This is a genomic window from Duganella sp. Root1480D1, assembly GCF_001427305.1.
GTDB lineage: Bacteria > Pseudomonadota > Gammaproteobacteria > Burkholderiales > Burkholderiaceae_D > Rugamonas.
Window position 1 is genome coordinate 1 of the sequence record NZ_LMFZ01000048.1, and the last position, 23949, is coordinate 23949.

The 23949-nt window shown below is 61.4% G+C and carries 19 protein-coding genes; 12 read left to right on the forward strand and 7 right to left on the reverse strand.

The window, feature by feature from the left end; all coding sequences use genetic code 11:
- Window positions 1–40 precede the first annotated feature (40 nt).
- Together ASD58_RS26435 and ASD58_RS31520 are read right to left on the reverse strand one after the other, a co-directional pair.
- Window positions 41–1290, reverse strand: a protein-coding gene (locus ASD58_RS26435; protein ID WP_229210118.1) for an IS3 family transposase whose coding sequence is annotated in 2 segments (ribosomal slippage) — window positions 41–1005 and window positions 1005–1290 — 1251 coding nt in all. Because the reading frame shifts where the segments join, the coding sequence is not laid out codon by codon here.
- Between the two features lie 604 nt (window positions 1291–1894).
- On the reverse strand, window positions 1895–2269 hold the full coding sequence (locus ASD58_RS31520; RefSeq protein WP_156401509.1) for a hypothetical protein: 375 nt from the start codon (window positions 2267–2269) through the stop codon (window positions 1895–1897).
- A gap of 207 nt (window positions 2270–2476) precedes the next feature.
- Between ASD58_RS31520 and ASD58_RS26445 the strand changes: the two genes are divergently transcribed.
- The 3 genes from ASD58_RS26445 (at window position 2477) to ASD58_RS26460 (ending at window position 7099) form a co-directional block, all read left to right on the forward strand.
- Window positions 2477–3145: a polyphenol oxidase family protein gene (locus ASD58_RS26445; RefSeq protein WP_082565703.1), complete on the forward strand. Its 669-nt coding sequence runs from the start codon at window positions 2477–2479 to the stop codon at window positions 3143–3145.
- Window positions 3142–3984, forward strand: a complete 843-nt coding sequence (blaSMB, locus tag ASD58_RS26450) for an SMB-1 family subclass B3 metallo-beta-lactamase (protein WP_057264831.1) — start codon at window positions 3142–3144, stop codon at window positions 3982–3984. The genes ASD58_RS26445 and blaSMB overlap by 4 nt, the downstream gene beginning before the upstream one ends.
- Window positions 3985–5614: 1630 nt before the next feature.
- On the forward strand, window positions 5615–7099 hold the full coding sequence (locus tag ASD58_RS26460) for a hypothetical protein (protein WP_057264835.1): 1485 nt from the start codon (window positions 5615–5617) through the stop codon (window positions 7097–7099).
- A 70-nt stretch (window positions 7100–7169) separates the two neighbouring features.
- Here ASD58_RS26460 and trbK read toward each other — a convergent pair whose 3' ends face one another.
- Window positions 7170–7544: an entry exclusion lipoprotein TrbK gene (gene trbK / locus ASD58_RS26465; RefSeq protein WP_057264837.1), complete on the reverse strand. Its 375-nt coding sequence runs from the start codon at window positions 7542–7544 to the stop codon at window positions 7170–7172.
- Window positions 7545–7602: 58 nt separating this feature from the next.
- Window positions 7603–7986 carry a hypothetical protein gene (locus tag ASD58_RS26470; protein ID WP_057264839.1) on the reverse strand — a complete coding sequence of 128 codons (384 nt, stop codon included), beginning with the start codon at window positions 7984–7986 and terminating at the stop codon, window positions 7603–7605.
- A 190-nt stretch (window positions 7987–8176) separates the two neighbouring features.
- Here ASD58_RS26470 and ligD point away from each other — a divergent pair, with 190 nt between their 5' ends.
- Window positions 8177–10627 (forward strand): DNA ligase D, encoded by a 2451-nt coding sequence (gene ligD, locus ASD58_RS26475; RefSeq protein WP_057264841.1) that lies wholly within the window; start codon window positions 8177–8179, stop codon window positions 10625–10627.
- 1 nt (window position 10628) lies between these two features.
- Here the strand turns inward: ligD and ASD58_RS26480 are convergent, their stop codons facing one another.
- Complete coding sequence (locus ASD58_RS26480; protein ID WP_057264843.1) at window positions 10629–11642, reverse strand: Ku protein; 1014 nt, start codon at window positions 11640–11642, stop codon at window positions 10629–10631.
- A gap of 2 nt (window positions 11643–11644) precedes the next feature.
- Entirely contained in the window at window positions 11645–12628 is a 984-nt protein-coding gene (locus ASD58_RS26485; RefSeq protein WP_057264845.1) for an SDR family oxidoreductase, read from the reverse strand.
- Between the two features lie 113 nt (window positions 12629–12741).
- On the opposite strand from ASD58_RS26485, the gene ASD58_RS26490 reads away from it, so the two are divergent.
- The 6 genes from ASD58_RS26490 (at window position 12742) to ureB (ending at window position 19845) form a co-directional block, all read left to right on the forward strand.
- The gene (locus tag ASD58_RS26490; RefSeq protein WP_082565704.1) at window positions 12742–14190 is read left to right on the forward strand and encodes a diguanylate cyclase; all 1449 of its coding nucleotides are present in this window, start codon (window positions 12742–12744) and stop codon (window positions 14188–14190) included.
- Between the two features lie 111 nt (window positions 14191–14301).
- Complete coding sequence (locus tag ASD58_RS26495; RefSeq protein WP_057264847.1) at window positions 14302–14871, forward strand: TetR/AcrR family transcriptional regulator; 570 nt, start codon at window positions 14302–14304, stop codon at window positions 14869–14871.
- Window positions 14871–16499, forward strand: coding sequence for a SulP family inorganic anion transporter (locus ASD58_RS26500; RefSeq protein ID WP_057264849.1), 1629 nt, complete (start codon window positions 14871–14873; stop codon window positions 16497–16499). The genes ASD58_RS26495 and ASD58_RS26500 overlap by 1 nt, the downstream gene beginning before the upstream one ends.
- A 28-nt stretch (window positions 16500–16527) precedes the next feature.
- The gene (locus tag ASD58_RS26505) at window positions 16528–17643 is read left to right on the forward strand and encodes a hypothetical protein (protein ID WP_057264851.1); all 1116 of its coding nucleotides are present in this window, start codon (window positions 16528–16530) and stop codon (window positions 17641–17643) included.
- Between the two features lie 111 nt (window positions 17644–17754).
- Window positions 17755–19503: a DUF885 family protein gene (locus tag ASD58_RS26510; RefSeq protein WP_057264853.1), complete on the forward strand. Its 1749-nt coding sequence runs from the start codon at window positions 17755–17757 to the stop codon at window positions 19501–19503.
- Window positions 19504–19572: 69 nt separating this feature from the next.
- Window positions 19573–19845, forward strand: coding sequence for an urease subunit beta (gene ureB, locus ASD58_RS26515; protein ID WP_057264856.1), 273 nt, complete (start codon window positions 19573–19575; stop codon window positions 19843–19845).
- Here ureB and ASD58_RS26520 read toward each other — a convergent pair.
- Complete coding sequence (locus ASD58_RS26520; RefSeq protein ID WP_057264858.1) at window positions 19823–20425, reverse strand: 1-acyl-sn-glycerol-3-phosphate acyltransferase; 603 nt, start codon at window positions 20423–20425, stop codon at window positions 19823–19825. The genes ureB and ASD58_RS26520 overlap by 23 nt on opposite strands.
- A 109-nt stretch (window positions 20426–20534) precedes the next feature.
- On the opposite strand from ASD58_RS26520, the gene ASD58_RS26525 reads away from it, so the two are divergent.
- Together ASD58_RS26525 and ASD58_RS26530 are read left to right on the forward strand one after the other, a co-directional pair.
- The gene (locus ASD58_RS26525) at window positions 20535–21878 is read left to right on the forward strand and encodes a sigma-54 dependent transcriptional regulator (protein ID WP_057264860.1); all 1344 of its coding nucleotides are present in this window, start codon (window positions 20535–20537) and stop codon (window positions 21876–21878) included.
- A gap of 265 nt (window positions 21879–22143) precedes the next feature.
- On the forward strand, window positions 22144–23940 hold the full coding sequence (locus ASD58_RS26530) for a hypothetical protein (protein WP_057265370.1): 1797 nt from the start codon (window positions 22144–22146) through the stop codon (window positions 23938–23940).
- Window positions 23941–23949 lie beyond the last annotated feature (9 nt).

Consider the following 23949-nt stretch of genomic DNA (forward strand, 5'->3'; position numbering starts at 1 on the left):
GTAAAGTGGACCCATCAGTCAAGACACTTTGCCGCTTAGTTTAAGCTGTGCCCATTTCCAATTCCACAGCTGCATGGCGCTGCCCCGTAATTCCTGCATTTTTCTGCTCGCCGTCATCGTCGCCAAATTTATCGACGATCAGTGCGCCGCCGCCGATCCCCGACCTGTAGACGCGATCCGGCGTTTCATAACGGAGTGCCTGATGCGGGCGCTCCGCGTTGTAGAACGCAAAATACTGCGCCAAGCCGACCATCAGCTCCGCCATGTTGGCATACCCTTTCAAGTACACGTCCTCATACTTCACGTTGCGCCACAGGCGCTCCACGAAGATGTTGTCCAGTGCCCGCCCGCGGCCGTCCATGCTGATCGCTACGCCTTCGCGTTTCAGCACACCAGTAAAGGCCGTGCTGGTAAATTGCGAGCCCTGGTCGCTGTTAAACACTTCCGGCCTGCCATGGTGGCGCAGTGCATCCTCCAGGCAGTCCACGCAGAACGACGCGTCCATGCTATTGCTGATGCGCCAGGACAGCACCTTGCGGCTGTACCAGTCAATCACGGCAACCAGGTAGGCGAAGCCCCGCGCCAGCCTGATATACGTCAGGTCTGTACTCCACACCTGGTTTGGCTGCGTGACCGCCACGCCGCGCAGCAGATACGGGTAGACCTTGTGCTCTGGGTGCGGCTTGCTCGTCGCCGGCCCCGGCGCCATGCCTGCCAAACCCATCCCGCGCATCAGGCGCTGTATCCGCTTGCGATTGACGCAGTAACCGCGCCCTCGTAGGAACACCACCATGCGCCGGCTGCCATAGAACGGCCGGTTCGTGTACTCCTCGTCGATCAAGCTGCGCAGCTGGCTATCCTCTTCGGTCAGACATTGCTCACGCGCTGCAGCTTCCATCCGTCGATAGACCGAAGAGCGCGGAATGCTTGCCAGCTCGCACTGCATCGTCAGCGGCATATCGTCGTCCCGCTCGATCCATCGTGCTCGTCCCGCCGGACTCATTCCCCTAGCTTTTTTTTAAGCCAATCCACCTGCATCTTCAGCTTGCCGATCTCGCTATACAGCTTGTCCTCGGGGCTGCTTTCATCGACCGGTTTGGGGCCGCGCTTAACGTCGAACAGGGCACCGGCATTCTCCAGGATCTCTTTCTTCCACTGACCGACAAGCACCGGATGCACACCGTACTCTTGCGCGATTTCCGTGACCGTCTTCACCCCGCGCACAGCCTCCAAAGCCACCTTGGCCTTGAATTCCGCCGTATGCACCCTGCGTTTTTTGCCTTCACTCATTTGCTATCATCCTTTCGCGGACGACAGCTTAAACCACCGTCTCAATTTCGGGGGCCACTATAGNCGCCGTATGCACCCTGCGTTTTTTGCCTTCACTCATTTGCTATCATCCTTTCGCGGACGACAGCTTAAACCACCGTCTCAATTTCGGGGGCCACTATAGTGGTTCGGATATACCTGTTGCGCAAACCGATGCCATTCTCCTTGCTCAAGGCTGGCAGAAGATCCCCTCCGATTACGAACGAACCGCTGTTTTATGCAAGCAGGGCTACTCCGCACGGTACGATTACGCTGCAGGCTACGTTGGCACCTTGACTTTCGCTGGCGGCAGCCATAACTGCGGGAAGCTCGCTCACAAAGCTTGACACGGCACATCGCCGTTTTCAAATCTTTGTGAATCAGCTTATTTTTGCGACGAATGTCGGGCGAATACAAGTATGTTTGGTCACAAGCATACTGTTAGGTTGTGTCCCATGCGTACAGCATGGATTCGGGTTGGGGACTCGTAGTGAATCCCACAGAACTAACGCCCATAGGGAGCCGGAGCTCCCAAGCGCCAGGTATATGAGCCGATCGCGGCCAAGAGGATTTGGTATGGTGCTTCTCAGCTCTTAATTTGAATCGCCACAACTTCCTTCTGATTTCCGAAGCTGCAAATTCCACTGCCTTGAGGGGTATGGATAACGATCAACGGCTTGGCTTGAGCTTGGGCCGACAACACACCAGCAAGCAACTCTCTGTAAATTGGCGACTCTTTTAAGACGACAAGTTGAGTGCCTGACCAGTCTGCCGTGCATCCGGCAGGCGCTGGCGTGACTTCAATATGAGCGCCGTAACCGCCGACGATCACCGATTTAATGGTGAACGGGCCTTCGGTGGTATTTGCCGCCGACGCGATTGGCGCATGTGCTACAGCGATGGCGCACAAAGCGGAAGAAATCATGATTCGGCCGGTGGCTTTGAGAGAAGAAATGTTCATGTACAAGCTATTGAATGTGTTGAGTCCGCTATAAGAGCCGGTGAGTAATTAATCTTGTTTTACTGATAATGAGCACGAAGGATACTACTATTCGGAAATAAACTCCATTGGTTGTTGTTTTGGGGTTTGTGTGACACGACTATCCGGATTGTTGCAATAAGCGCCGAACCGGTTTATTATTGCGACAAATGTCACACAAAGGCTAATATGGTCACAAGTAGTCTGCTAAGCGGCATCCCCGGCATCCGGCACGGATTCGGAAGCGCGTCGTCGCTTGTTCCGGCCGAACTGGCGCCAGTCTGGGAATTGAGGCCTGCGAAGCGTCAGGTGCACGGCACCCGCGTCGCAGCAATTCATGAGGCGAAGCAGGAAGTGGGCGAAGCTGATGGCTTTCACACCGCTTTGCCGGGTCTTCCAGTCAGTATCATCACCGCCGACTGCGTTCCTTTGCTGCTGGTCCGCCGCGACGGCACGCAAATCGCCGCGGTCCATGCGGGTTGGCGCGGTCTGTACGACGGCATCATTCCCGCAGCACTGGCCGCGATGGGGGCGGGCGCGCCAGTTGTCGCCGCAGTCGGGCCTACCATCTGCGCAGCATGCTACGAAGTGAGCGAAGAGCTGGCAGAGGATTTCGCGCGGCGCTTCCCCGAGCTGCCGCGCAAGGTTGTATTGCCGGCGTACCGCCACCTCGACTTGCGCGCCATCGCCGAGCACCAGTTGCGCGCCGCAGGCGTTGAAGAAATCGAACATGTCGGCGGCTGCACCTGCTGTGCCCGCGATGCCGCAGGCCAACCCATTTACCGCAGTTACCGGCGTGGCGACCGTGGGTCGCAAATGCACTCCGGTCTGTACATCACCACCAAAGGAGAAAAATGAAGGTCATCGCATCCCTCTTCCTGTCCGCTTTCGCAACGGTCGCCATCGCGCAAGACCGCGATTGGAGCGCAGCGCAACAACCGTTCACCATTTACGGCAGCACCCATTACGTCGGCACTGCAGGGATCAGCGCGATTCTGGTGACTTCGCCGCAAGGCCACATCCTGGTCGACGGCACTACCGCCAAAGGCGCGGAAGTGGTGGCGGCGAACATCCGCACGTTGGGCTACAAGCTGAAAGACGTGAAATACATTCTTAGCTCCCACTCGCATGAAGACCATGCTGGCGGCGTCTCCGCCCTGCAAAAACTGACCGGCGCCACCGTGCTGGCCGGCACCGCTAACGTCGAAACTATGCGCACTGGTGTTTCGCCGAAGATCGACCCGCAGTTTGGCAGCCTGTCGAACTTTGCCGGCTCCGCAAAAGTGCGGGGCGTGACCGATGGCGAAGTAATCAAACTCGGCACGTTAGCAGTGACCGCGCACAGCACGCCGGGCCACACTGCCGGCGGCACAAGCTGGAGTTGGCAATCCTGCGAAGCAGAAAAGTGCAAGAACGTAGTGTTTGTTGACAGTGTGACCGCGGTATCGGCCGACAGCTACCGCTTTACCGACCATCCGGAAGTGGTGGCACAGCTGCGCAGCAGCTTCGCCACAATCGAAGGGCTCAAGTGCGACGTCGCGATTGCCGCCCATCCGGAGGTGAACGACTTGTGGGGTCGTCAGCAGCGTTCAGCGAACGAAGGCAGTGCGGCCTATGTTGACACCAATGGCTGCAAGACGATCGTGGAAGCTGGTCGGAAGCGTCTCGAAACACGCTTGGTAAGCGAAGGTAAGTAATCTGGACGGGCATCGCACTAGCGAGCGATGCCGCAGAAGTTCTTACCGTCCCGAGTCGCCGACGTTTAACTCTGAATTCTCTTTTGCTGCAGTCCCGGCTAAGCAAGCGCCAGTGCAGGTGACTCGAACCGATTTTCCCGTAGTTTGCGCAAGCAGCACGGAAGCGCAAGAATACGGTGTCTTCGGTCAGCGTGACCGCAGAATTTGCCGACACTTTCCGCTTTACCAACGATCCGGCTGTGGTTGCACGACTTGGAGATTTGCGTTCCCGCGAGTTTTCATATTACTATGCCTGCTATTTTGCCAACTAATCATCTCCGTCGGAGTGAATCGGACATATGCAGGGCAAGTAACAGGCCCAGGCTTTGATGTCAGATTCGCTCGGATCCACTTTGCCACTAATGGTGGAGATGGTGGGCAATAATACTGGGGGAAGCTCATGAAGCATCTGCGAATTATTCTAAGTCTCGTTTTCTGTATCGGTATGTCACTTTCCATGACGAATGCCATTGCCGGTGAATCGGTCGCGTCGCGCAAGGTGGTCGGCGTCGGATGTCATAACGGATGAGTGGTGTTCAGCGAGCGGCCGCAGGCCGTGGCGGTGCGACTGATTGGGAGTTACTCCAGATTCGACAAAATCCCCAGTTCTGGGATTCACTTCAATTTTGGGAAAAGGGCGCTCAAGTCCCGAACCCGTTTAGATGAGGATGGCCATATGTTAAATACGTCGCTCGCTAACAGGGTATTTCAGCTTTGGGAGTACAGTGTGAGTCACGGTAGTTTGTTGATTCGAAGTCCCCGCGGATCTGATTTTTCAACTAATCTCGACATTATTTGTTGTGGTGTTGAATACATAGCCGCGCCTAGGTTTTTGCGGAATTTGAATATTGTTGACCCAACTGGCCGGTGAAGAGCTCTCTTGCTTGGAAGTAAAGCTAGGTAAAAACATTGCTCCATCTTCTGTGTTAATTCTTAGTTCATCCGGCAATCGCTTTGCGGTTGTCGCCGCGAGCTTCAAATTCGAGGAAAATCAGTGTGACATTTTTGATTCTCCATTTGAAATATAGTGTTATGGTGAATATGTGCAATTGTTAGGTGTGATCCCAGATGGCAATGTCGCGGAGTCGTCGTAAAGTCTGCTCAAGTGGGGCAGCTAGTCTTAAACAGGCGTTTAAGCTGTTGTCCGTGATAGCGCCTGGGTTGTACATGCTCGATTGGGACGCAGATCGCCTGAGCCATAATGTTGAATTGCGTGAAGCGCTTTGCATAGAGCTGAGGAACGTCGATTCGCGCGATGCTCAACGGTAGCCGTCAGGGTAGCAGCGCTTAAGTGCTTGGTTCTATAGATGGCAAACGGCCTGCAAAGCCGTGTGTGCCGGTTCGATTCCGGGCTTCGCCTCCAAAACGTCAAGGTTTTGCCTCCCGTGAGCGGCAAATCTGGAGAAAAACCTCGCTATGGCGGGGATTTTTTGCTCGCCACGAATCGTTTGTGGAAACTCGCAGCCAATCACTCGGCCCGAAAGAGTGCGCTGGAGTCGGATATCATGCTGAATTTTTGCGTTCCGCATTGTCGGGATAAACGGAGGGATCAATTTTGTTTTCAAAAAGTAGAATTTGGTTTAGCGGACTGTTGGTGTTGCTCATCACAGCGGAAGCCGCTGCTGGTGGCTGCACGGTCACCGATATCCCTTCGCTTCAACTCTGTGTTGAGCAGATCAGTTCCTACAACAGCATTGAGATCACCAACGATCTGACATGTTCAGATTCGAGCTGCTGCGGACCGAACGGCACTGCTCTCATTTCCATCGCCAATCAAACTGATAAATTCCTCAACGGCAATGGCCACACAGTCCACCGCATGGGAAGTCAAAAGGTTTGCCCCGTCCTCAATATCGCGAATTCGAAAACCATTCGGGTCAATAAGCTGAACTTCGACGAAAATCAAAACTCAGCTTCCTGTACTTTGGACGAGATCATGCACGGAGGTTGTGCCAACACTCTGAACATCACGGGCAGCACCGATGTCGGCATCGACACTTTGGGTATTTATTATGGCAAAGGCTACCTCGTCGACATCGAAAACTCGAAGGACGTCTATGTGGGGCGCTCCATCTTCGCCGAGGGCGGAGCGGTCGGCGTCTATGTCGGACAGTTCCGTACAGGACTGCCGTCCAAGCATGTGCGGATCATGGATTCGATCTTTGCCCACATTCGGGCAAACGCGGTTGCCTTTGAGGGCGCGTTACCTGGCGACGCCGATGCCCCCAACCAGATTTCCGGCAATATCTTTTTGAAGAATCATTGGTCCGGCTTGTGGCCTGTTGAAGGCGGCGGGATCACAACCGGCGGGCAGTTGCTGATCGATGCTACCGACAATATCCAGGTCACCAACAATATCATCGCCGACGGTTACTGCGAAAACTGCACACCCAATCCAAACGTGACCGGAATCGAAATCGGCACCGGTGCCGGCGCCCGCGCGGAAACGACCTCAAGGCTCATGATCAGCGGGAATTACTTTTACAATCTCTCCGCGACCGCAATTCGAGTGAACCCGGGTTCAAGCGTGATAGGTGAGACCTTTGCGCCCGATAACCAAGTGGCTGGCGTTCTCGCCGTGATCGATCCCAATGGCGAGCCCGGGCCCTTTGCGAGTGCTGTCGGTTTTCCGGTTGCCACGCCGGTCTATCCTTTCACAGGTAACGGTGCGGCTTCTTCGAACCCCTACAGCAAGAGCGCCTACGGCTTTTACCGATATGGGACGAGCGAGCAACACATCGAGGCTCGTTTTGTAAACGAAGTTCCCGGCGCAATCTGGGAGGCAAGCTTCGCTCTGAGTCACATCCCCCGGCTGACGGGTGCTGGTGCGACTCAGCCGATCTATCGCTGTCTGAATTCGACGCAGCCGAAAGACGACTACTTATCTTTGGTTAGAAACTGCGAAGGCGGCGGCAAGCTGCACTCGATCGTCGGTTTCTCCTACGTTTCATCTGATACCCGTGTGATGCCGTTCTACCGCTGTGGCGTTCGCGGCCGTTCCGATCACTTCATCAGCTGGGACGCAAATTGCGAAGGGCAGTGGGTTGAAGGCCAGCTTGGGTATGCCGGGTATTAACAGCAAAGGCCTCTGATTCACAACGTGCCGCAGCACCGCTGCGGCTTCTCGGCTGGCGAGCTCGACTGGGCTATGGCATTGCCGATTGATCTTTATCCGTCTTCTTCTGCTTCGCGCAGTTTGAAGAAAGCACGGATCGTTCGAGAGCATCCGTGACCTGCTTGATTGCCTCTGGCGTGCAGTTTGCAACGGACGGTTTTGAGACAAATTGCGCAGGCTGACGGGTCAGGCTCTTGACGGCGATCACCGCAAGGACTGCTGCGGCGAGGACCGCGATAACCAGGTTCGTGCGAGATTTCAAAGGACGCTCCGTATCGATAGCCAAATAATGACGATGATACGATGCGGTCACGCTCGACGCAAAAAAGCCCGCCTGGTCAGCGGAGAAGCCTGCCAGGCCGGGAAGAAAGATGCCGCGATCGGTTCCGCCGGGCCAGCGCGCCATTCCGGTTTGGAGGCGGATTCGGGAGGCGCGCTGGGGACTGGGGAGCCGGCGGTCTGGATTACTTAGCCGGTGCGGCTTCCTTGGCAGCGGCTACTTCTTTGGATGCAGCGGTTTTTTCGGAGTGCTTGGTCTTTTTCACTTCCTTGGTCGCGCTGGAGTGCTCGTGCGATGCGGCTGGGGCAGCAACGGTGGCCGAGGAGGCTGGCGTCGCAGCTACTGCCGGGGTGGCAGGAGTTGCTGGAGTCGCCTTGGTGCCCTTTTCGGCTGGAACGGCTGGGGTGGCAGGAACGGCAGGAGTTGCTGGGGTGGCCGGAGCGGCTGCGGTGGCAGCAGGCATCGGGGCGGCAGCAGGTTTGGCTGCGTGGCCGCCGGCAGCCGGGGCTTGGGCGAAGGCAGCGGTTGCGAACAGGCCGGCGATCAGGGTGGCGATGGTCTTCTTCATGGTCAAGCTCCTCGGAGAGAAATTGGGTCAGTCGTTTCGGGTGTCGTGCACTATTGCCGTGTCACTGAGCAGAAAACGGCGGCCAATCGGCTGAAGTTGACGGGTATTACACATGGTTACATCTGCCAAAACTGCTTACAAAGTGCGGCAGATAACCGTCCCGCCTCGCCGCCGCCCGTACAGTGGTCCTATGAAGGATTCACTCAAGACCTACAAGGCGAAGCGAGACTTCAGCGTTACGCCGGAACCCGCAGAGGGAGGCCAGCCAGGACGGGGGCGGCTGGCCTTCGTTATCCAGAAACACTGGGCGCGGCGGCTGCATTACGACTTCCGCCTGGAGCTCGACGGCACCATGAAAAGCTGGGCCGTGCCGAAAGGCCCGAGCTACGATACGCACGACAAACGGATGGCGGTGCATGTCGAAGACCATCCGATTTCCTATAACGAGTTTGAAGGCACGATTCCCGAAAAGCAGTACGGCGCAGGGAAGGTGATCATCTGGGATCGCGGTACCTGGGAGCCGGTCGATGACCCGCACAAGGGCTATCGCGCCGGTAAGCTGGTCTTCAACCTGCATGGCCACAAGATGCATGGCCGCTGGGCGCTGGTGCGCATGCGGGGCAAGGGCGAGGACAAGGAGCCCTGGCTGTTGATCAAGGAGAAGGATGAATACGTTCGTCCGGCAGCTGATTTCAGCGTGGTGGACGAGATGCCGGACAGCGTCAAGGCGCTCGGCGCGGCCGTTGCGGCGCCGGCACCAGAGCGGCCGGCTGCACCGCGCATCAAGCGCTTGCCTGCCGAGCTTGAGCCCGAGCTGGCAACCCTGGTCGATGGCCCGCCTGCGTCGCCGGAAGACTGGCTGTTCGAAGTCAAATACGACGGCTATCGCCTGTTGGCCCGCATCGACGGTGGCGACATCACGCTGCACACCCGTAACCGCAACGACTGGACGCACAAGCTTGAGCCGCTGCGCGCTGCGCTTGCCAAGGCCAAGCTGCCGGACGGATGGTACGACGGCGAGATCGTGGTCCATAACGAAGAAGGCCGGCCGGACTTCGGTCTGCTCCAGCAAGCCTTCGATGGCCAGCGCACCAAGGACATCGTCTATTTCCTGTTTGACGCGCCTTACATGGATGGCGAAGATTTGCGCGGCTTGCCCCTCGAGCAGCGCCGCGCCAGGCTGGAGGCAGCTATGGCCAAGGTCAAAGACGACACGATTCGGCTGAGCGCCGTGCTGCAGGCCTCTCCTGATGAAATGCTTGCCGCAGCCTGCAAGATGGGCCTTGAAGGCGTGATCGGCAAGCGCCGCGACTCCACCTATACCGAACGCCGTTCGCGCGACTGGATCAAGCTCAAATGCGCCCAGCGCCAGGAGTTCGTGATTGGCGGGTACACTGACCCGCAAGGCAGCCGCACCGGCATTGGTTCGCTGCTGCTTGGCGTCTACGGCAAAGATGGCGAGCTGCATTACGCCGGCAATGTCGGTACCGGCTTCAATGACCAGACTTTGCGCGATCTCGCCGAAAAATTGAAACGATTGAGGGCCGACGAGAGTCCGTTCAGCGCGAGCAAGGCCGTGGCCCGCAAGGCGCATTGGGTCAAGCCGCAACTGGTGGCGGAAGTCAGCTTCGGCGAATGGACGCGCGGAGGTTCGGTGCGGCATGCTGTCTTCCAGGGGCTGCGCAAGGATAAAAAAGCGGCTGAAATCAGCCGCGAGGTGGCTGCCCACGTGGAGGAGGAAGCCGTGCAAAGCAAACTGCCCGCGTCACTCAAGGTGACCAATCCGGACCGGCTGGTCGACCCGGCCAGCGGCATCAAGAAGATTGACCTGGTGCGCTATTACGCCCTGGTGGCCGACCTGATGCTGGAACACACCAAGGGCCGCCCCGTAGCGCTGCTGCGGGCGCCGGATGGCGTTGGCTCGGAGCTGTTTTTCCAAAAGCACGCCGATGTGAGCAAGCTGCGCGGGTTGAAGGAGTTCCCGCGCGAGCTGGATCCCGATCACCCGCCAATGCTGGAAGTGGGCAGCACGCAAGCCTTGCTGTCTGCCGCGCAGTTCAATGTGATTGAATTCCACACGCAAAACGCCTTTGGGCGTACCTACGAGAAGCCGAACCGCATCCTGTTCGACCTTGACCCGGGCAGCGGTGTCGAATGGTCAAAGATCCAGGAGGCGGCGCAACTTGTGCATGCCTTCCTCGATGAACTGGGCTTGCCTTGCTTCCTGAAGACCAGCGGTGGCAAGGGGCTGCATGTGGTGGTGCCGATCAAGCCTTACTACGATTGGGATACGGTGAAGGCTTTCAGCAAAATGGTCGTCGAGCACATGGCGACAACCCTGCCGGACAGGTTTGCCTTCAAGAGCGGGCCGAAGAACCGGGTCGGCAAGATCTTCATCGATTACCTGCGCAATGGGCGCGGCGCAACCACGGTGGCCGCGTGGTCGGCCCGTGCGCGGCCGGGGCTTGGTATTTCGGTGCCGGTCGGATGGGACGAACTGGCCAGCTTGCGTGGCGGCGATCATTGGACCGTCGCCACCGCCCATACGCGGCTCGACGTCGGCAATACGCCGTGGGCGGATTACGCAAAGGCCGCCGTGGGCCTGGCGCCGGCAATGAAAGCGATCGGCGCGACAGGCTGATTCAGGCGGCCTTGCGGCGCGTGCCGCTGGACTTTGCGCTGGATTTGGCTGCGCTGGTGCGTTTCGCGGCGGATTTGGTGGTGGTTTTGGCGGATGAAGTGCTTGAGCGCGACGAACTTGTACGGCCTTTGCTGGCACCGGCGCCTGTGCTGCGGCGCGTGCGAGGCGTGCGCGGTTCGGCTTCTTCCTCCTCTTCCTCCGGTTCCTCTGCCGCAGCGCCTGCGGACTTGCCCTTGGAGCCGAGGCTCTGTTTGAGCAGCGCCACCAGGTCCACCACATTGCTGGCTTTCGGCACCGGCGATTCGTCGGAAGGTGCGGTGATCGTGTGCGTCTGGCCAGCCTTTACCTTCTTCTCGACCAGCTTGAGCACATCCTCGCGATAGGTGTCGTGGTATTCCTTGGGATTCCATTTCTCGCTCATGTCTTCGACCAGCGACAAGGCCATTTTCAGCTCCTTGTCAGTCAGGCCGGAATCGCCCGGCAGCTTGAGGTCTTCCGGATTGCGGATTTCGGTCGCATAACGCAGCGTATTCATGATGATGCCGTCGCCGACGGAAACCAGCGCGCATAGGTGCTGCCGGGTGCGGATCACCACCGTCGCAATCGCAATGCGGCCGGCCTTGTGCAGCGTCTCGCGTAGCAAGGCATAGACCTTGTCGCCACCGCGTCCGGGCGCGAGGTAGTAGGGTGTTTCATAGAAAGTCAGCGGCACGGAATCCGCATCGACGAAGGCCATGATGTCGATAGTCTGTGTGGCCTTCGGGTTGGCCAGCCGCAAGTCCTCGTCGCTGAGTACCACGTACTCGCCGTCCGAATACTCATAACCTTTGACGATATTGTCCCAGGTGACCTCTTTTCCGCTGCCTTTGTTGTATCGCTTGAAGCCAATCGGCGAGAAGTCCCGCTTGTCCAGCATGGTCAGGTCCAGGTCGTGCGATTCCACTGCCTTGTGCAGTTCCACCGGAATGTGCACCAGGCCGAAACTGATCGCGCCTTTCCAGAGTGCTCGTGCCATGATTACTCTCCGATACTCCCGGTAATCGGAAGGACGATACCGGTGATATAGCTGGCGCAGGAAGGCGCCGCCAGGAAAACGAAGGCCGGCGAAATCTCTTCCGGCTGCGCCGGCCGGTGCATATCGGTCTGTGAACCGAATTCCTTGATCTTGTCGGGCGACTGGTCGGCCGGGTTCAATGGGGTCCACACGGGGCCGGGCGCCACGGCGTTGACGCGAATGCCTTTCTCCAGCAGGTTGGATGCCAGCGACATCGTAAATGCATGGATCGCGCCTTTGGTGGTCGAGTAGTCCAGCAGTTTTTTCGAGCCGCGCAAGCCCACTACCGAGCCGGTATTGAGGATCGAGCTGCCGCTTTTCATGTGCGGCAGGGCGGCCTTGGCCATGTGGAAGTAACCGTAGATATTGGTTTTCATGGTCAGGTCGAAACGTTCCTCGGACAAGTCTTCCAGCGAACCGGCATGTTCCTGGAAGGCGGCGTTGTTGACCAGGATGTCGATCTTGCCGAAGCCACGCAGTACTTCGTCGATCGCATGGCGGCAGAATGCCGGGTCGCGCACGTCGCCTGGAATCAGGATGCAGCGCTGGCCCTCGGCCTCGATGTATTTCTTGGTCTCGTCCGCATCTTGCTGCTCTTCGGCCAGGTAGACCAGCGCCACGTCGGCGCCTTCGCGGGCATACAGCACAGCTACTGCGCGTCCGATGCCGGAGTCGCCACCGGTGATGACCGCGCTCATGCCGGCCAGCTTGCCGCTGCCGCAATAGTCTGGCGCCATGAATTGCGGCTTCAGTTGCATCTGGTGTTCGAGCCCGGGCTTTTCCAAGTGCTGTTCAGGCAGCGGCGGCGCCGGGAAATCGTGCGTTCCGGCTTGTGCCGGCTGCTTCTTTTCCTCAGGCTTTGGCTGCTTGGCGTCGCGCTGGTCCTGTTCTTGCTGGACGGTGCGCTGTTCGCTGCCAGCGCCAGTCTTTTGCTGCGAATTCGACATGGCTTCCTCCTGTGCTCGGAAGTCCAGTATTCGCCGCAGCAACGTTGCTAACCGTGCGCTCCCACACATAATAGGGATGTTGTCTGGAGTGAACTTGTGGCAAACTAAACCGCATGGCTAATGCTGCTGGCCGCCGACATCGTACCGGCCTTTTCCTCCATCCCGATCCCGCGCGACGCCAGGAATTTGTAGCGGCTTGCGCCGAATCGTTCGACCGTTTGCTGACTGCGGACAGCATTGCCAGCGCACGCTATGCGATGGGGCACAACAAGATCTCCCTGCTTGTCATTGACCTTGATGGCCCAGCCATGGCGGCCGGCAACGAGCTGGCCGCCTTGGTGCGAAGCCGGGCCGGCGCGCCGGTGCTGGTGCTGTGCCCTTATACGCGTTCCTCGACCATGGCTGAGCTGATGGCGCAGGGGCCGCTGGCTTATCGGATCACTCCCATTGCACCGGATGCCTTGCGCGACTCCGTGACAGCGTTGCTGGCCCCTGCCGCCAATACCAAAGCGTCAGCGCAGCAGCATTTGCTCGACCTGGAAGCGGATTTGAACGACCTGCTGTCGATCCAGCGTAGCTTGCAGCGTGCACTCTATGGCTCGGAAGAAATCGAACGCATGGGCGCCCGCATCTGCAATGCATTGTGCAGCTATCCCGGCATTTGCCACGCAGCGTTGCTGCAGGCGGTCGATGAGGGGCCATTGCGGCTGGTGGCGCAGGACGGCCGCATCGACCTCGATATCAAGGAAGTGCTGGGCGGGCGCGAAGAATTGCTGGAAGCGCCTGTGCGGCGCGGTGAGCTGGTGCTGCTCGACGCGCCCGCCAAGACCGGCGACCTGGAATTGACGGCCATGCTGGAAGAGCAGGGCGTGCACATGCTGCTGGCTTTCCCGCTGCGCGGCGAGCCCGGCGGCCCGCTGCTGGGCGCCATCAGCATGCTGTTTGACCGTCCCCTGGTCATGAGCCGCGAACATTTCAGTTGCTTCGGCTCAGCCGCACAACTGATCAGCTTCGGCATGGTGATGAGCGAGCTGCGCCACCAGAACAATGCGCTGGGGCTGGAAATCACCCAGATCACGCCATTCGACGGCTTGACCGGCGTTTCCAACCGGCGCCAGGGCGAGCACGTGCTGGACAGCGAAATCCGGCGCGCCCGCCGCTACAGCCTGCCGCTGGCCGTGATCGCTTTTGACCTCGACAGCTTCCGCACCATCAACGAGTTGCACGGCTACACAACAGGCGACCGCGCCCTGTCCATCCTGGCAGCCATGATCCAGTCGCGCCTGCGTAATTCCGACACCATGGCGCGCATGCGCGGCGAGCAATTCATGGTTGTCGCCACCCATACCGTAGCGATTGATGCCTACAAATTGGCCGAAGAGCTGCGCGAAACGATCGCCGCGACCGAACTGCCGGGTGGCGACAGCGTAACGGCCAGCTTCAGCGTGGCCCAGCTGGCGCCTGACGAAGGCGCTACCGAACTGGTAACGCGGCTGGAGGCTGCCCTGCATCGCGCCAAGCGGGCAGGCCGCAACTGCGTCGAACTGGCCATGGCACGCTAAAAAGGCGGCGGCCCGCTTTCGCAAGCCGCCGCAAAGCACGATAGATAGATGATGATCGTCATCCACGTGTGATATATTACATCCATAATAAAAATAATCAAGGAGAGGATCATGCGTGTCAGTAGGGAGCAAGCGGCCCAGAACCGCGAACGCATTGTTGAAACGGCATCCCGGCTGTTCCGGGAAAAAGGCTACGACGGCATCGGCGTGGCCGACCTGATGAAAAGCGCCGGCCTGACGCACGGCGGCTTTTACGGCCATTTCGCCTCCAAGGAAGACTTGCTGGCCGAAGCTTTCGGCAAGGCGATGGAAAATTCCGCAAAGCGCTGGCGCGAGCTGCTGGCCGAACGACCGGCCAATCCGCGCTCCGCACTGGCCCATATGTACCTGACTGCCAAGCACCGCGACAACCCCGGCAAGGGTTGCGCGCTGGCCTCGCTCGGCCCCGATGTGTCGCGGGTCGGTCCGGAAGTGCGGCAGGCGATGGACGACAGCTTCAAGGCGCAACTCGAGGCGCTGGCGCAGGCCCTTCCCGGCGAACCCGGGCAGGCAAGGCGCGATGCCATTGCTGCCTATGCCGCCATGGTGGGCGGCCTGGTACTGGCCCGCTCGGTGGCGGATAAAAAACAGTCCGACGAAATCCTGGCAGCGGTGCTGTCCTCCCTGGAACAGGATCGCTGATGTTGGCCTGGCTTCGAAGCTACCGGCGCGCGATGCTGCCGGGCGATATCAGTGCGGGTATCGTGGTGGCGATGATGATGATCCCGCAAGGCATGGCTTATGCGCTGGTGGCGGGCTTGCCGCCGGTGACAGGCATTTATGCCAGCATCCTGCCTCCGATCGTTTACGCGATCTTCGGCACCAGCATGACGCAATCGGTCGGCCCCATGGCGATCGTGTCGCTGATGACGGCGGCGATCATCGGCCCGATGGCGACAGCCGGTTCCGGCCTGTACTCGGTGCTGGCGGCGCAACTGGCGCTGGTGGCGGGCGCGGTGCTGCTGCTGTGCGGCCTGCTGCGGCTCGGCTTCCTTGCCAACTTCTTCTCGCGTCCCGTGATGAGCGGCTTTACCGTCGGTTCCGCGCTGGTGATCGCGTGGGGCCAGCTGAAGCCCCTGCTGGGGGTAGAGCTGCCGCACTGGCACGGCCCGAGCGCCGCGATGGGACTGGGTTCCGTGCTGCTGCTGGTACTGTCGCGCAGCCATCTTGCGCCCATGCTGCGCGCCCTCGGCATGAAGCCGGCGCGCGCGGACATGGCGACGCGCCTGGCGCCGATGCTGGTGGTGCTGCTTGGCCTGGTGCTGGTACAGTTGCTGGGGCTGGATGCGCTGGGCGTGAAAACCACCGGCAATGTGCCGAACGGCCTGCCGCAACTGAACCTGGCCATGTCGCAGGCGCACTGGCAGCAACTGCTGCAACCGGGCCTGCTGGTCGGCTTCGTGATCTTCATCATGAGCATGTCGGCGGCGCAGTCGCTGGCCTTGAAGCGCAATGAAAAGCTGGTCAGCAACCGCGAACTGCTTGGCTTGGGCGCGGCCAACCTGGCCAGCATGGTGTCGGGCGCATTTCCTGTTACCGGCAGCATGTCGCGCTCCGCAGTGAATTTTGCGGCCGGCGCGCAGACGCCCCTGGCCAGCATCATCACCGCCGCCTTGCTGGCGGTGGCGCTGGTAGCGCCGAACGGCTGGCTGGCATTGCTGCCGATGCCGGTGCTGGCGGCGACCATTATCGTCGCCGTGCTGGGCATGCTGGAGCTGGGCACACTGCGTACCGCGTGGCGCTACGACCGCGGCGATGCCCTGGCGTGGTTTGCCAGTGCCGCCGGCGTGGTGGCGCTGGGCGTGGAAGCGGGCGTGCTGGTGGGCGTGGCGCTGTCGATGGGCACCCTGATCTGGCGCGCCAGCCGGCCGCATATCGCGGTGCTGGGACGCATTGCGGGCAGCGAGCATTTCCGCAATATCGAAAGGTATCCTGCCGAAACCCGGCCTGGCTTGCTGGCCTTGCGCATCGATGCCAACCTGTTCTTCGGCAATGTGGAAGCGGTGCAGGAGCGCATCGAGGATGAATTGCGCAGCCACCCGACCGCACGCAACCTGGTGCTGGTGATGACGGCGGTCAGTTCGATCGATACTTCGGCGCTGTTTGCACTGTCGGAACTGAACACAAGCCTGGCGCGGCGGGGTATCGGCTTCCACCTGGCCGAGGTCAAGGGGCCGGTGATGGACCGCCTGCGCCAGTCCGACCTGTTGCAAACGCTGAACGGCGAAGTCTTCCTCAGCATCGACATCGCGGACAAAAAGTTGCAGTAGCCGCAGGATTGGGTATGATCGCTGCAACATGAGCGGCATATCCATCAAACGATTCTGGGCAGGCTTGCTACTCGCCGCGTGGGCGCTGACCGCCCTTGGCGCGGACCCTGCGGGTGCCCACGTCCTTTTGTTCAACTCCTACAGTCCGGGGCGCCCGGGGATCGACAGCGTCACCGACGCTTTCGTGCAGCGCCTGCGCGAAAGCGGCATTTCGCTCGATCATATCCATGTCGAATTCCTGAACCAGGAGCAGCCCAATGCGGCCCTGGTGGCGCCGGCGCGGCGCGCCTTGCTGATGGCGCAGTACGGCGGCGGTCGCATCGATATGCTGGTAGTGCTGCAGCAGCCGGCGCTGAACTTCGTCGTGCACGAGCTGGCGGACCTGGCGCCGGAGGCGCCTTTGCTGACCGACAGCGAGCCGTCGACGGTGCAACTGGCCGGCAGCCGGCGCCCGGTTTTCCTGTACACCATCGTTCCGGACCTGGGCGCCACCGTCAAGGACATCATGGACCTTTTGCCGCGCACGCGGCGCGTGGTGATACCGGGCGGCGTCAGTGAAGCCGACAGTGCTTTCCAGCGCCAGGCAGAAGTCGACCTGGCGCCGTGGCTGCGCCGCCTGCAGGTCGAATTCCTGCAGAACATGAGCTGGGCCGAACAAATGCGCTACATCGGCAACCTGACGCAGGATACCGTGGTGGTGACGGGCATGTTCAACCGCGATCGCGACGGCTATTCGCTGCCCACCATCGATGCCGCGCGCGACACGATGCGCGCGGCAAACGTGCCGGTGTTTGCGCTGTTCGACAGCATTGTGGGCGAGGGTGCAGTGGGTGGCGCGGTGCGCAACCTGCGCCAATCCGGGCGCGAGCTGGCGGAACACCTACTGGCCGTCATGGCAGGCCGGCTGGCCGCCAACGGCGCACTGACCAAGGTGCCGGTCGGGCCGGTGCAAAGCCTGTACGACTGGCGCCAGCTCGAACGCTGGCATATCGACCCTGCGCCGCTGCAGGGCGCAACCATCCTGTTCCAGCCACCGTCGCTGTGGCAAGCCTATCGCGGCGCGGTCCTTGGTGCTGGCGGCGTGATCGTCATGCTGGCCGGACTGCTGGCGGCAATGCTGGTGCGGCGGCGCCGCTTCGGTTGAATCCACCCGTGGCCTGATACGTTTCTGCACAATCGCGCCATTGACGCCGCTGGGCCTTTGGCCGTAAGGTACACTCCCGGAACCGTTACCAACCTGAGCTTCGGGAGCACCATGAAACAGATTGTCGCAGCACTCGCCATCGCAGCAGCCTTCAGTTCTCCATCCTTCGCAGCAGCCAAGCCCGGTAGTGCCGATGCCCGTTTCACCGCCATCCACAAGGCGGAATGGAAATGGCGCCTGCAACAGCGCCTGGAAGACGATGAGGACGATGTGCGCGGCGTTGAGAGCCGCCTGCCGAACGTCAGCCTCGCGGTGCAGGTGGAGCGCCAGAAAAAATGGGAAGACACGCTGCGCCAACTCGAAAGCATCAAGCCCGAACAGCTTTCGAACAAGGAGCGCATCAACTACCAGGTGTACCGTGCGCAGGTCGCCGCGCTGCTGGATAACCAGCGCTTCCGCGAATACGAAAAGCCGCTGAACGCCGACTCTTCGTTCTGGGGCAACCTGGCGGGCGAAGCGCGCAAATCCTTCCGCACTGCGGAAGACTACCGCAATTACGTGGCGCAATTGAACGACGTGCCGCGCTACTTCAGCGAAGAGATCACCAATATGCGCGCCGGCCTGGCGCGCGGCTTCACGCCGCCCAAGGTCACGCTGGAAGGCCGCGACAAGTCGATTACCTCGGTCACCGACGCCAAGCCGGAAGACGTGGTGTTCTTCAAGCCGTTCAAGGAAATGCCGAACGTGATCCCGGCCGCCGAGCAGCAAGCCCTGAAAGCTGAAGGCTTGAAAGCGATCCGCGAGAAAGTGATCCCGGCGCACGCCGAGCTGCTGAAATTCATGCGCGAGGAATACGTCCCGAAAGCCAAGGAAGCGCTGGCCGCTGAAAGCTACCCGGACGGCAAAGCGTATTACCAGTCAAAGATTGTTGAATTCACGACCACCACGCTGAGCGCCGACCAGATCCATCAGATCGGCCTGGACGAGATGGCGAAGATCCGCGCCGAGATGCAGGACGTGATGAAGCAGGTTGGCTTCAAGGGCGACCTGCCGGCTTTCCTGCAATTCCTGCGCACCGACCCGCAGTTCTATGCCAGGACGCCGGAAGAACTGCTGATGCGCGCGGCATGGATCGCCAAGAAGTTCGACGGCAAGGTCGCCGACTATTTCGGCCGCCTGCCGCGCAGCCGCTTCGCCATCATCCCGGTGGCGCCGGAGATTGCGCCGTTCTACACCTCGGGCCGCGGCGGCCCTGGCGGTTACTGGGTCAACACCTATAACTTGCCGGCCCGCCCGTTGTATTCGCTGCCGGCGCTGACCTTGCATGAATCGGCGCCGGGTCACGCTTTCCAGATGCCGATCGCGCTGGAGCAGAAGGGCCGCCCGCCGTTCCGCAACGCCTACATCTCCGCATACGGCGAGGGCTGGGCGCTGTATTCCGAACGCCTGGGCAGCGAGATGGGCATCTACGAGACGCCGTATGAAGTGTTCGGCATGTTGAGCTACCAGGCCTGGCGCGCATCGCGCCTGGTGGTGGACACCGGCGTGCACGCCAAAGGCTGGACCCGCGAGCAGGCGCAGCAGTACCTGATGGAGAATACGGCGCTGTCTTCGCACGAAGTCATGACCGAAGTGGATCGCTATATTTCATGGCCGGGCCAGGCGCTGTCTTACTACCTGGGCGAGATGGCGATCTTTGAAGCGCGCAAGAAGGCGGAAAAAGCCTTGGGCAGCAAGTTCGACATCCGCGCCTTCCACGACACCATCCTGGAGCTGGGTTCGGTGCCGCTGCCGGTGCTGCAGGCGCGCATCGACGAATTCATCGCCAGCGGCGGCAAGAGCCCTTATCCGAAGGAATAAGCGCACCTGTGTGGTGCATTGCCTTATGCTGGTGCAAAAAAAGTGAGAGAATCACTTGAAAATACTGGCATGAGTCTTGCAGATATAGGTCACATGACTGATCGCACTACACTGACCGTAACAAACCAGGGGAACCGTCCTATCCAGGTCGGCTCCCATTTCCACTTTTTTGAAGTCGATTCGGCGCTGCAGTTCGAGCGCTGGAAGGCGTATGGCATGCGGCTCGATATCGCGCCGGGAACGGCGCTGCGCTTCGAGCCGGGCAAGGCGCACACCATCACGCTGGTGCGCCTTGAGGGGGATGCGGAAGTGGCCGGCTTCAGTGCTGGCGCAAGACGATAGGCGCCATCAGTTCGGGATGCCTGCCGAGGTGGCCTTCGAAACCGGCGCGAATGGCCGCCATATCTGTTTCTTCGTCGCCGGTCATCCACACGTGCTCTGTCATGCCCAGGGTCTTGTTCGGGTAATCGATATACACCAGCACCAGCGGCACCTTGGCGGCCAGCGCCAGTTGGTAGAAGCCGCTTTTCCAGTAAGGCTTGTAGCCGCGCGTGCCTTCCGGCGTGATGCCGACCCAGTACCAGTCTTCCTTCAGCATGGCATCGGCCTGGGCCTGGATCAGGCCTTGCGGCGCACTGCGGTCAACCGGTGCGCCGCCCAGGTAATAGAACCAGCGGCCCAGCAGCGGGATCTTGAACAGGCTGTGCTTGGCCAGCCAGCGGAATGGCAGGTTCAGCGCCCATTTGCCGAGCAGCCCGATGATGAAATCCCAGTTCGAGGTATGTGGGTACACCACAGCGATGCCGCGCGGTTCCGGCAGCGGCTTGAACTTCATCTGCCAGCCGAATGCATGCAACAGGCGTAAGGCGACGCGCTGCTTTAGTGTTGGCAGTTTGTCCGCCTCTAGCTTATAGTAATTCATGCCTTCCCCATTGTTTTATTGGCACCATTAATTGTTAGTTACCTTTGGTGCCGAAAAATTGTGCGGCGGTATTCTATCCCGCCGGTCCTCCGGGCAGCAAGGTGAAATTATGACAAGGCAAGTCTTGTGCGTCGCCGCTACAACGGCAGCGCTGCCGGCGGCTTTGCTTGCCGCCGAACTGACGTTCGATGTCTGCCATGTGGCCGGCCTGGCCGAGGCAGCGGCGGCCTTGCGCGAACAGCACTTCCCGGTCGGCTTGCTGGTGCTCGATCACTGGGACGGCCCGCTCACTGAACTCGACCATTTCCTGCGCCGTCACAGCGGCCTGCGTTGGGTCGCCGTATTCCTGCCGCAGGCGCTGGAAGAAGCGGCTTTCCGCCAACTGGTGCACGATCACTGCGTCGATTTCCACACTTGGCCGCTGGACGCGGCGCGCCTCAGCCATACGCTGGGACATGCGCTTGGGCTGGCGGCACTTGCCGGGCTGGGGCATTTGCCGGAAGAGTGCCAGTCGATGCGGCTGACCGGGCGCAGCACAGCCATTACGCTGCTGCGCCAGCAGGTACTGAAAGTAGCCGGCGCCGACGCGCCGGTGCTGATCTGGGGCGAAAGCGGCACCGGCAAGGAGCTTGTGGCGCGCGCGATACATGAGCATTCGGGCCGCAGCGGCGGGCCCTTCGTGCCCATCAATTGCGGCGCGATCCCGGCCTCGCTGGTGCAATCCGAACTGTTCGGCTATGAGAAGGGCGCCTTTACCGGCGCCGGTCCCGGCAAATGCGGGCTGATCGAGTCGGCCAGCGGCGGTTCCATTTTCCTGGACGAAATCGGCGATCTGCCGCTGGAGCTGCAAGCCAACCTGCTGCGCTTCCTTCAGGAGAAAACCATTTACCGCGTGGGCGGGACGCGCAGTGTGCCGGTCGACGCACGGGTGATCGCGGCTTCGCACGTCAAGCTGAGCGAAGCGGTCGAACGCGGCCTGTTCCGGGAAGATTTGTTCTACCGGCTGAATGTCCTGACCCTGCAAGTGCCGGCCTTGCGCGAACGGCGCGACGACGTTGTGGCGCTCGCGCACGAAGTCTTCCACAGTTACGCCACCGAGCGTGCGCGCCGCGTGCGCGGCTTCAGCAACAGCGCCCTGCGGGCCCTGCGTGCGCACGACTGGCCCGGCAATGTGCGCGAATTGCTGAACCGCGTGCGGCGCGCGGCCGTGATGGCCGATGGGGCCTTGATCCACCCGCATGACCTCGAACTGGATGGGCTCGATAGCACCGCCGCTGCCGAAGACCTTGTCACTACGCGTGCCAGTGCTGAACGGATGGCGCTGCAAGGACGGATCGATGCCGGCCACAGCATTACCTCGGTGGCGCGCGAACTTGGCGTGTCGCGCATGACGCTTTACCGGCTGATGGCCAAGCATGGCATCCAGCGTCCTGCGCGGGGCGGCGAAGATTGAGGCTGCGAACAGCCGAGTAACAAAGATGTGACATTGCTGCGCCGCGTTTTTCTCCCCTTATCTCCTATGGTGGTAGGCAGGGCGTGGCTCCAGGCCTGTCACAGTTGCGTGACAAACTGGCCTCCGTGATGCATGCCACTTGCTGCGCCGCCGCACCAAAGTCGAGCAATTTCAACAGCTTAGTGAAGGTGGCATCAAGCTTGCGATATCGGTTCTGGCCCCAGCTTTGCGGGCGCTTGAAGAACACGACATCAGCGAGGACGAGATGAAGAAAACATTGCTTGCAGCAGCCATCGCACTGGCGATGGGTAGTGCATTCGCGCAGGAGACTCCGCCGCCCAACGTGAGCCAGGCCGGGCCGGGCGCCCAGGCCAACGACAATTCCACGGCCACCCAGGACAGCAGCCAGGCCAATGCCAACAACAACAGTAGCGGTGCGGCCGATGCGGCCGCCATCGGCGCCGCAGCAGCCAACAACGGCGCGACGGCGACATCATCAATGACCAATGCCTTCAATACTTCGACGGCGACCGCCGTCAGCACCCTGACCGGCACGGTCACCAATAACACCATCAACAATATCGGCAATGTAGCCAGCAATGGCGGCAATGCCAATGGCGGTGCGGGCGCCGGCGCGATTGCCGGCGGCGCAGCTGGCGGCAATGCGAACGGCAGCGGCGGCGCGGGCGGCATGTCCAGCGGCGGCGCCGGCGCGGCAGGTGCGGCTGGCGGCGTGGCATTCAATGGCAGCGCCCTCGGCGGGAATGGCAGCGGTGGCGGCGGATCGGGCGGGGCAGCGACTGCCGGCGCTGGAACTGGCGGCACCACCGGTGCTGGCGGCCTGGCTGCCGGTGCTGCGAGCGGCCGCGGTGGCGACGGTGCGCGCGGCGGTGAGGGCGGCGCAGGTGGTGCGGGCGGCGCAGTCGTGGCAGGCGCAGGCGGCGCCGGCGGTGCCGGCGGTGCGGCTGCGGGCGGCGCTGGCGGCCTGGTTGGAACTGCCGGCAGCGGTGCCGGCGGCGCCACTGGCGCTGCCACCGGTGCCCGCGGCGGCGACGGCGGCGCAACAGGTGCTGCCAGCGGCGGTGCGGGCGGGGCAGGCGGGGCAGGCGGGGCAGCAGGCGCCGGCGGCCTGGCTGGCGCGACTGGCAGTGTTGCGACCGGCGCGTCGACCTCGACGCAATCTTCGGCTGGCGGCGCAGCGTCAAGCGGCAGCGCCGGTTCCAGCAATACCGCGTCGAACGGCACCAGCGGCACCGAGCCGCTGACCATCCCCGGCATGGGCGACCAGAACAGCACTGGCGGCACCACCGGCACGGCCGACGGCCGCTCGGCCAATACCGGCAACGCCTCGACTTCCGGCGCCGGCACCAGTGGCGCTGGCGGCACCGGCGGCGCGGGCGGTGGCGGCGGTGCCGGTGCGGCTGGCGGCAGCGGCGCGGCAGCCAGCAATACCGCAGGCAATGGCGCTGCTGGCGGGGCCAATAGTTCGGGCGCCGGCGGCGGCAGCGGCGCGGTGGCGGCAACTGGCGGTGCGGGAGCGGCCGGCACCGGCGGCGCCGGCGGCGGCGGGGCGGCGGGCGGTAATGGCACCAGCACCGGCGGCGCGGGTGCGGCCGGCGGTGCGGGCGGGAATGGCGGCTCCAGCGGCATGGCAAGCAATACCGCTGGTTCGAGCGGCGGGGCCACCGGCGGTACGGGCGGCGCAGCGACGGGCGGCGCTGGTAGCGGTGCGGCCGGCACCGGAGGGGCTGCGACCAACGGCAGTGCCACGGCAGGCGACGGCGGTGCGGGCGGCGCCGGCGGCGGCGGCAATGTAGCTGGCGCGGGCGGCGATGGCGGCACCAATACCGCAGGCAATGCGACCGGCGGCAATGCCACGGGCGGCAATGGCGGGGCTGGCGGCAGCAACAGCGTTACTGCCGGCACCTTCGACATGTCGAACACCATGAGCGGCGTCGGGCAGTCGGCGGCGGGCATCATGGTGATCAGCCAGAACAACGGCATGTCCTCGCTGGTGCAGCAGAGTGTGAACGTGCAGGCCAACCTGGCCGTGGGTAAATAACCCGCGCGG

What these genes read in the sequence shown, in the direction of transcription:
- ASD58_RS31520 (WP_156401509.1), bottom strand. Translation starts at nt 2,269, where the DNA reads ATGAACATTTCTTCTCTCAAAGCCACCGGCCGAATCATGATTTCTTCC.
- ASD58_RS26445 (WP_082565703.1), top strand. Translation starts at nt 2,477, where the DNA reads ATGGTCACAAGTAGTCTGCTAAGCGGCATCCCCGGCATCCGGCACGGA.
- blaSMB (WP_057264831.1), top strand. Translation starts at nt 3,142, where the DNA reads ATGAAGGTCATCGCATCCCTCTTCCTGTCCGCTTTCGCAACGGTCGCC.
- trbK (WP_057264837.1), bottom strand. Translation starts at nt 7,544, where the DNA reads ATGGCGCGCTGGCCCGGCGGAACCGATCGCGGCATCTTTCTTCCCGGC.
- ASD58_RS26470 (WP_057264839.1), bottom strand. Translation starts at nt 7,986, where the DNA reads ATGAAGAAGACCATCGCCACCCTGATCGCCGGCCTGTTCGCAACCGCT.
- ligD (WP_057264841.1), top strand. Translation starts at nt 8,177, where the DNA reads ATGAAGGATTCACTCAAGACCTACAAGGCGAAGCGAGACTTCAGCGTT.
- ASD58_RS26480 (WP_057264843.1), bottom strand. Translation starts at nt 11,642, where the DNA reads ATGGCACGAGCACTCTGGAAAGGCGCGATCAGTTTCGGCCTGGTGCAC.
- ASD58_RS26485 (WP_057264845.1), bottom strand. Translation starts at nt 12,628, where the DNA reads ATGTCGAATTCGCAGCAAAAGACTGGCGCTGGCAGCGAACAGCGCACC.
- ASD58_RS26490 (WP_082565704.1), top strand. Translation starts at nt 12,742, where the DNA reads ATGGCTAATGCTGCTGGCCGCCGACATCGTACCGGCCTTTTCCTCCAT.
- ASD58_RS26495 (WP_057264847.1), top strand. Translation starts at nt 14,302, where the DNA reads ATGCGTGTCAGTAGGGAGCAAGCGGCCCAGAACCGCGAACGCATTGTT.
- ASD58_RS26500 (WP_057264849.1), top strand. Translation starts at nt 14,871, where the DNA reads ATGTTGGCCTGGCTTCGAAGCTACCGGCGCGCGATGCTGCCGGGCGAT.
- ASD58_RS26505 (WP_057264851.1), top strand. Translation starts at nt 16,528, where the DNA reads ATGAGCGGCATATCCATCAAACGATTCTGGGCAGGCTTGCTACTCGCC.
- ASD58_RS26510 (WP_057264853.1), top strand. Translation starts at nt 17,755, where the DNA reads ATGAAACAGATTGTCGCAGCACTCGCCATCGCAGCAGCCTTCAGTTCT.
- ureB (WP_057264856.1), top strand. Translation starts at nt 19,573, where the DNA reads ATGAGTCTTGCAGATATAGGTCACATGACTGATCGCACTACACTGACC.
- ASD58_RS26520 (WP_057264858.1), bottom strand. Translation starts at nt 20,425, where the DNA reads ATGAATTACTATAAGCTAGAGGCGGACAAACTGCCAACACTAAAGCAG.
- ASD58_RS26525 (WP_057264860.1), top strand. Translation starts at nt 20,535, where the DNA reads ATGACAAGGCAAGTCTTGTGCGTCGCCGCTACAACGGCAGCGCTGCCG.
- ASD58_RS26530 (WP_057265370.1), top strand. Translation starts at nt 22,144, where the DNA reads ATGAAGAAAACATTGCTTGCAGCAGCCATCGCACTGGCGATGGGTAGT.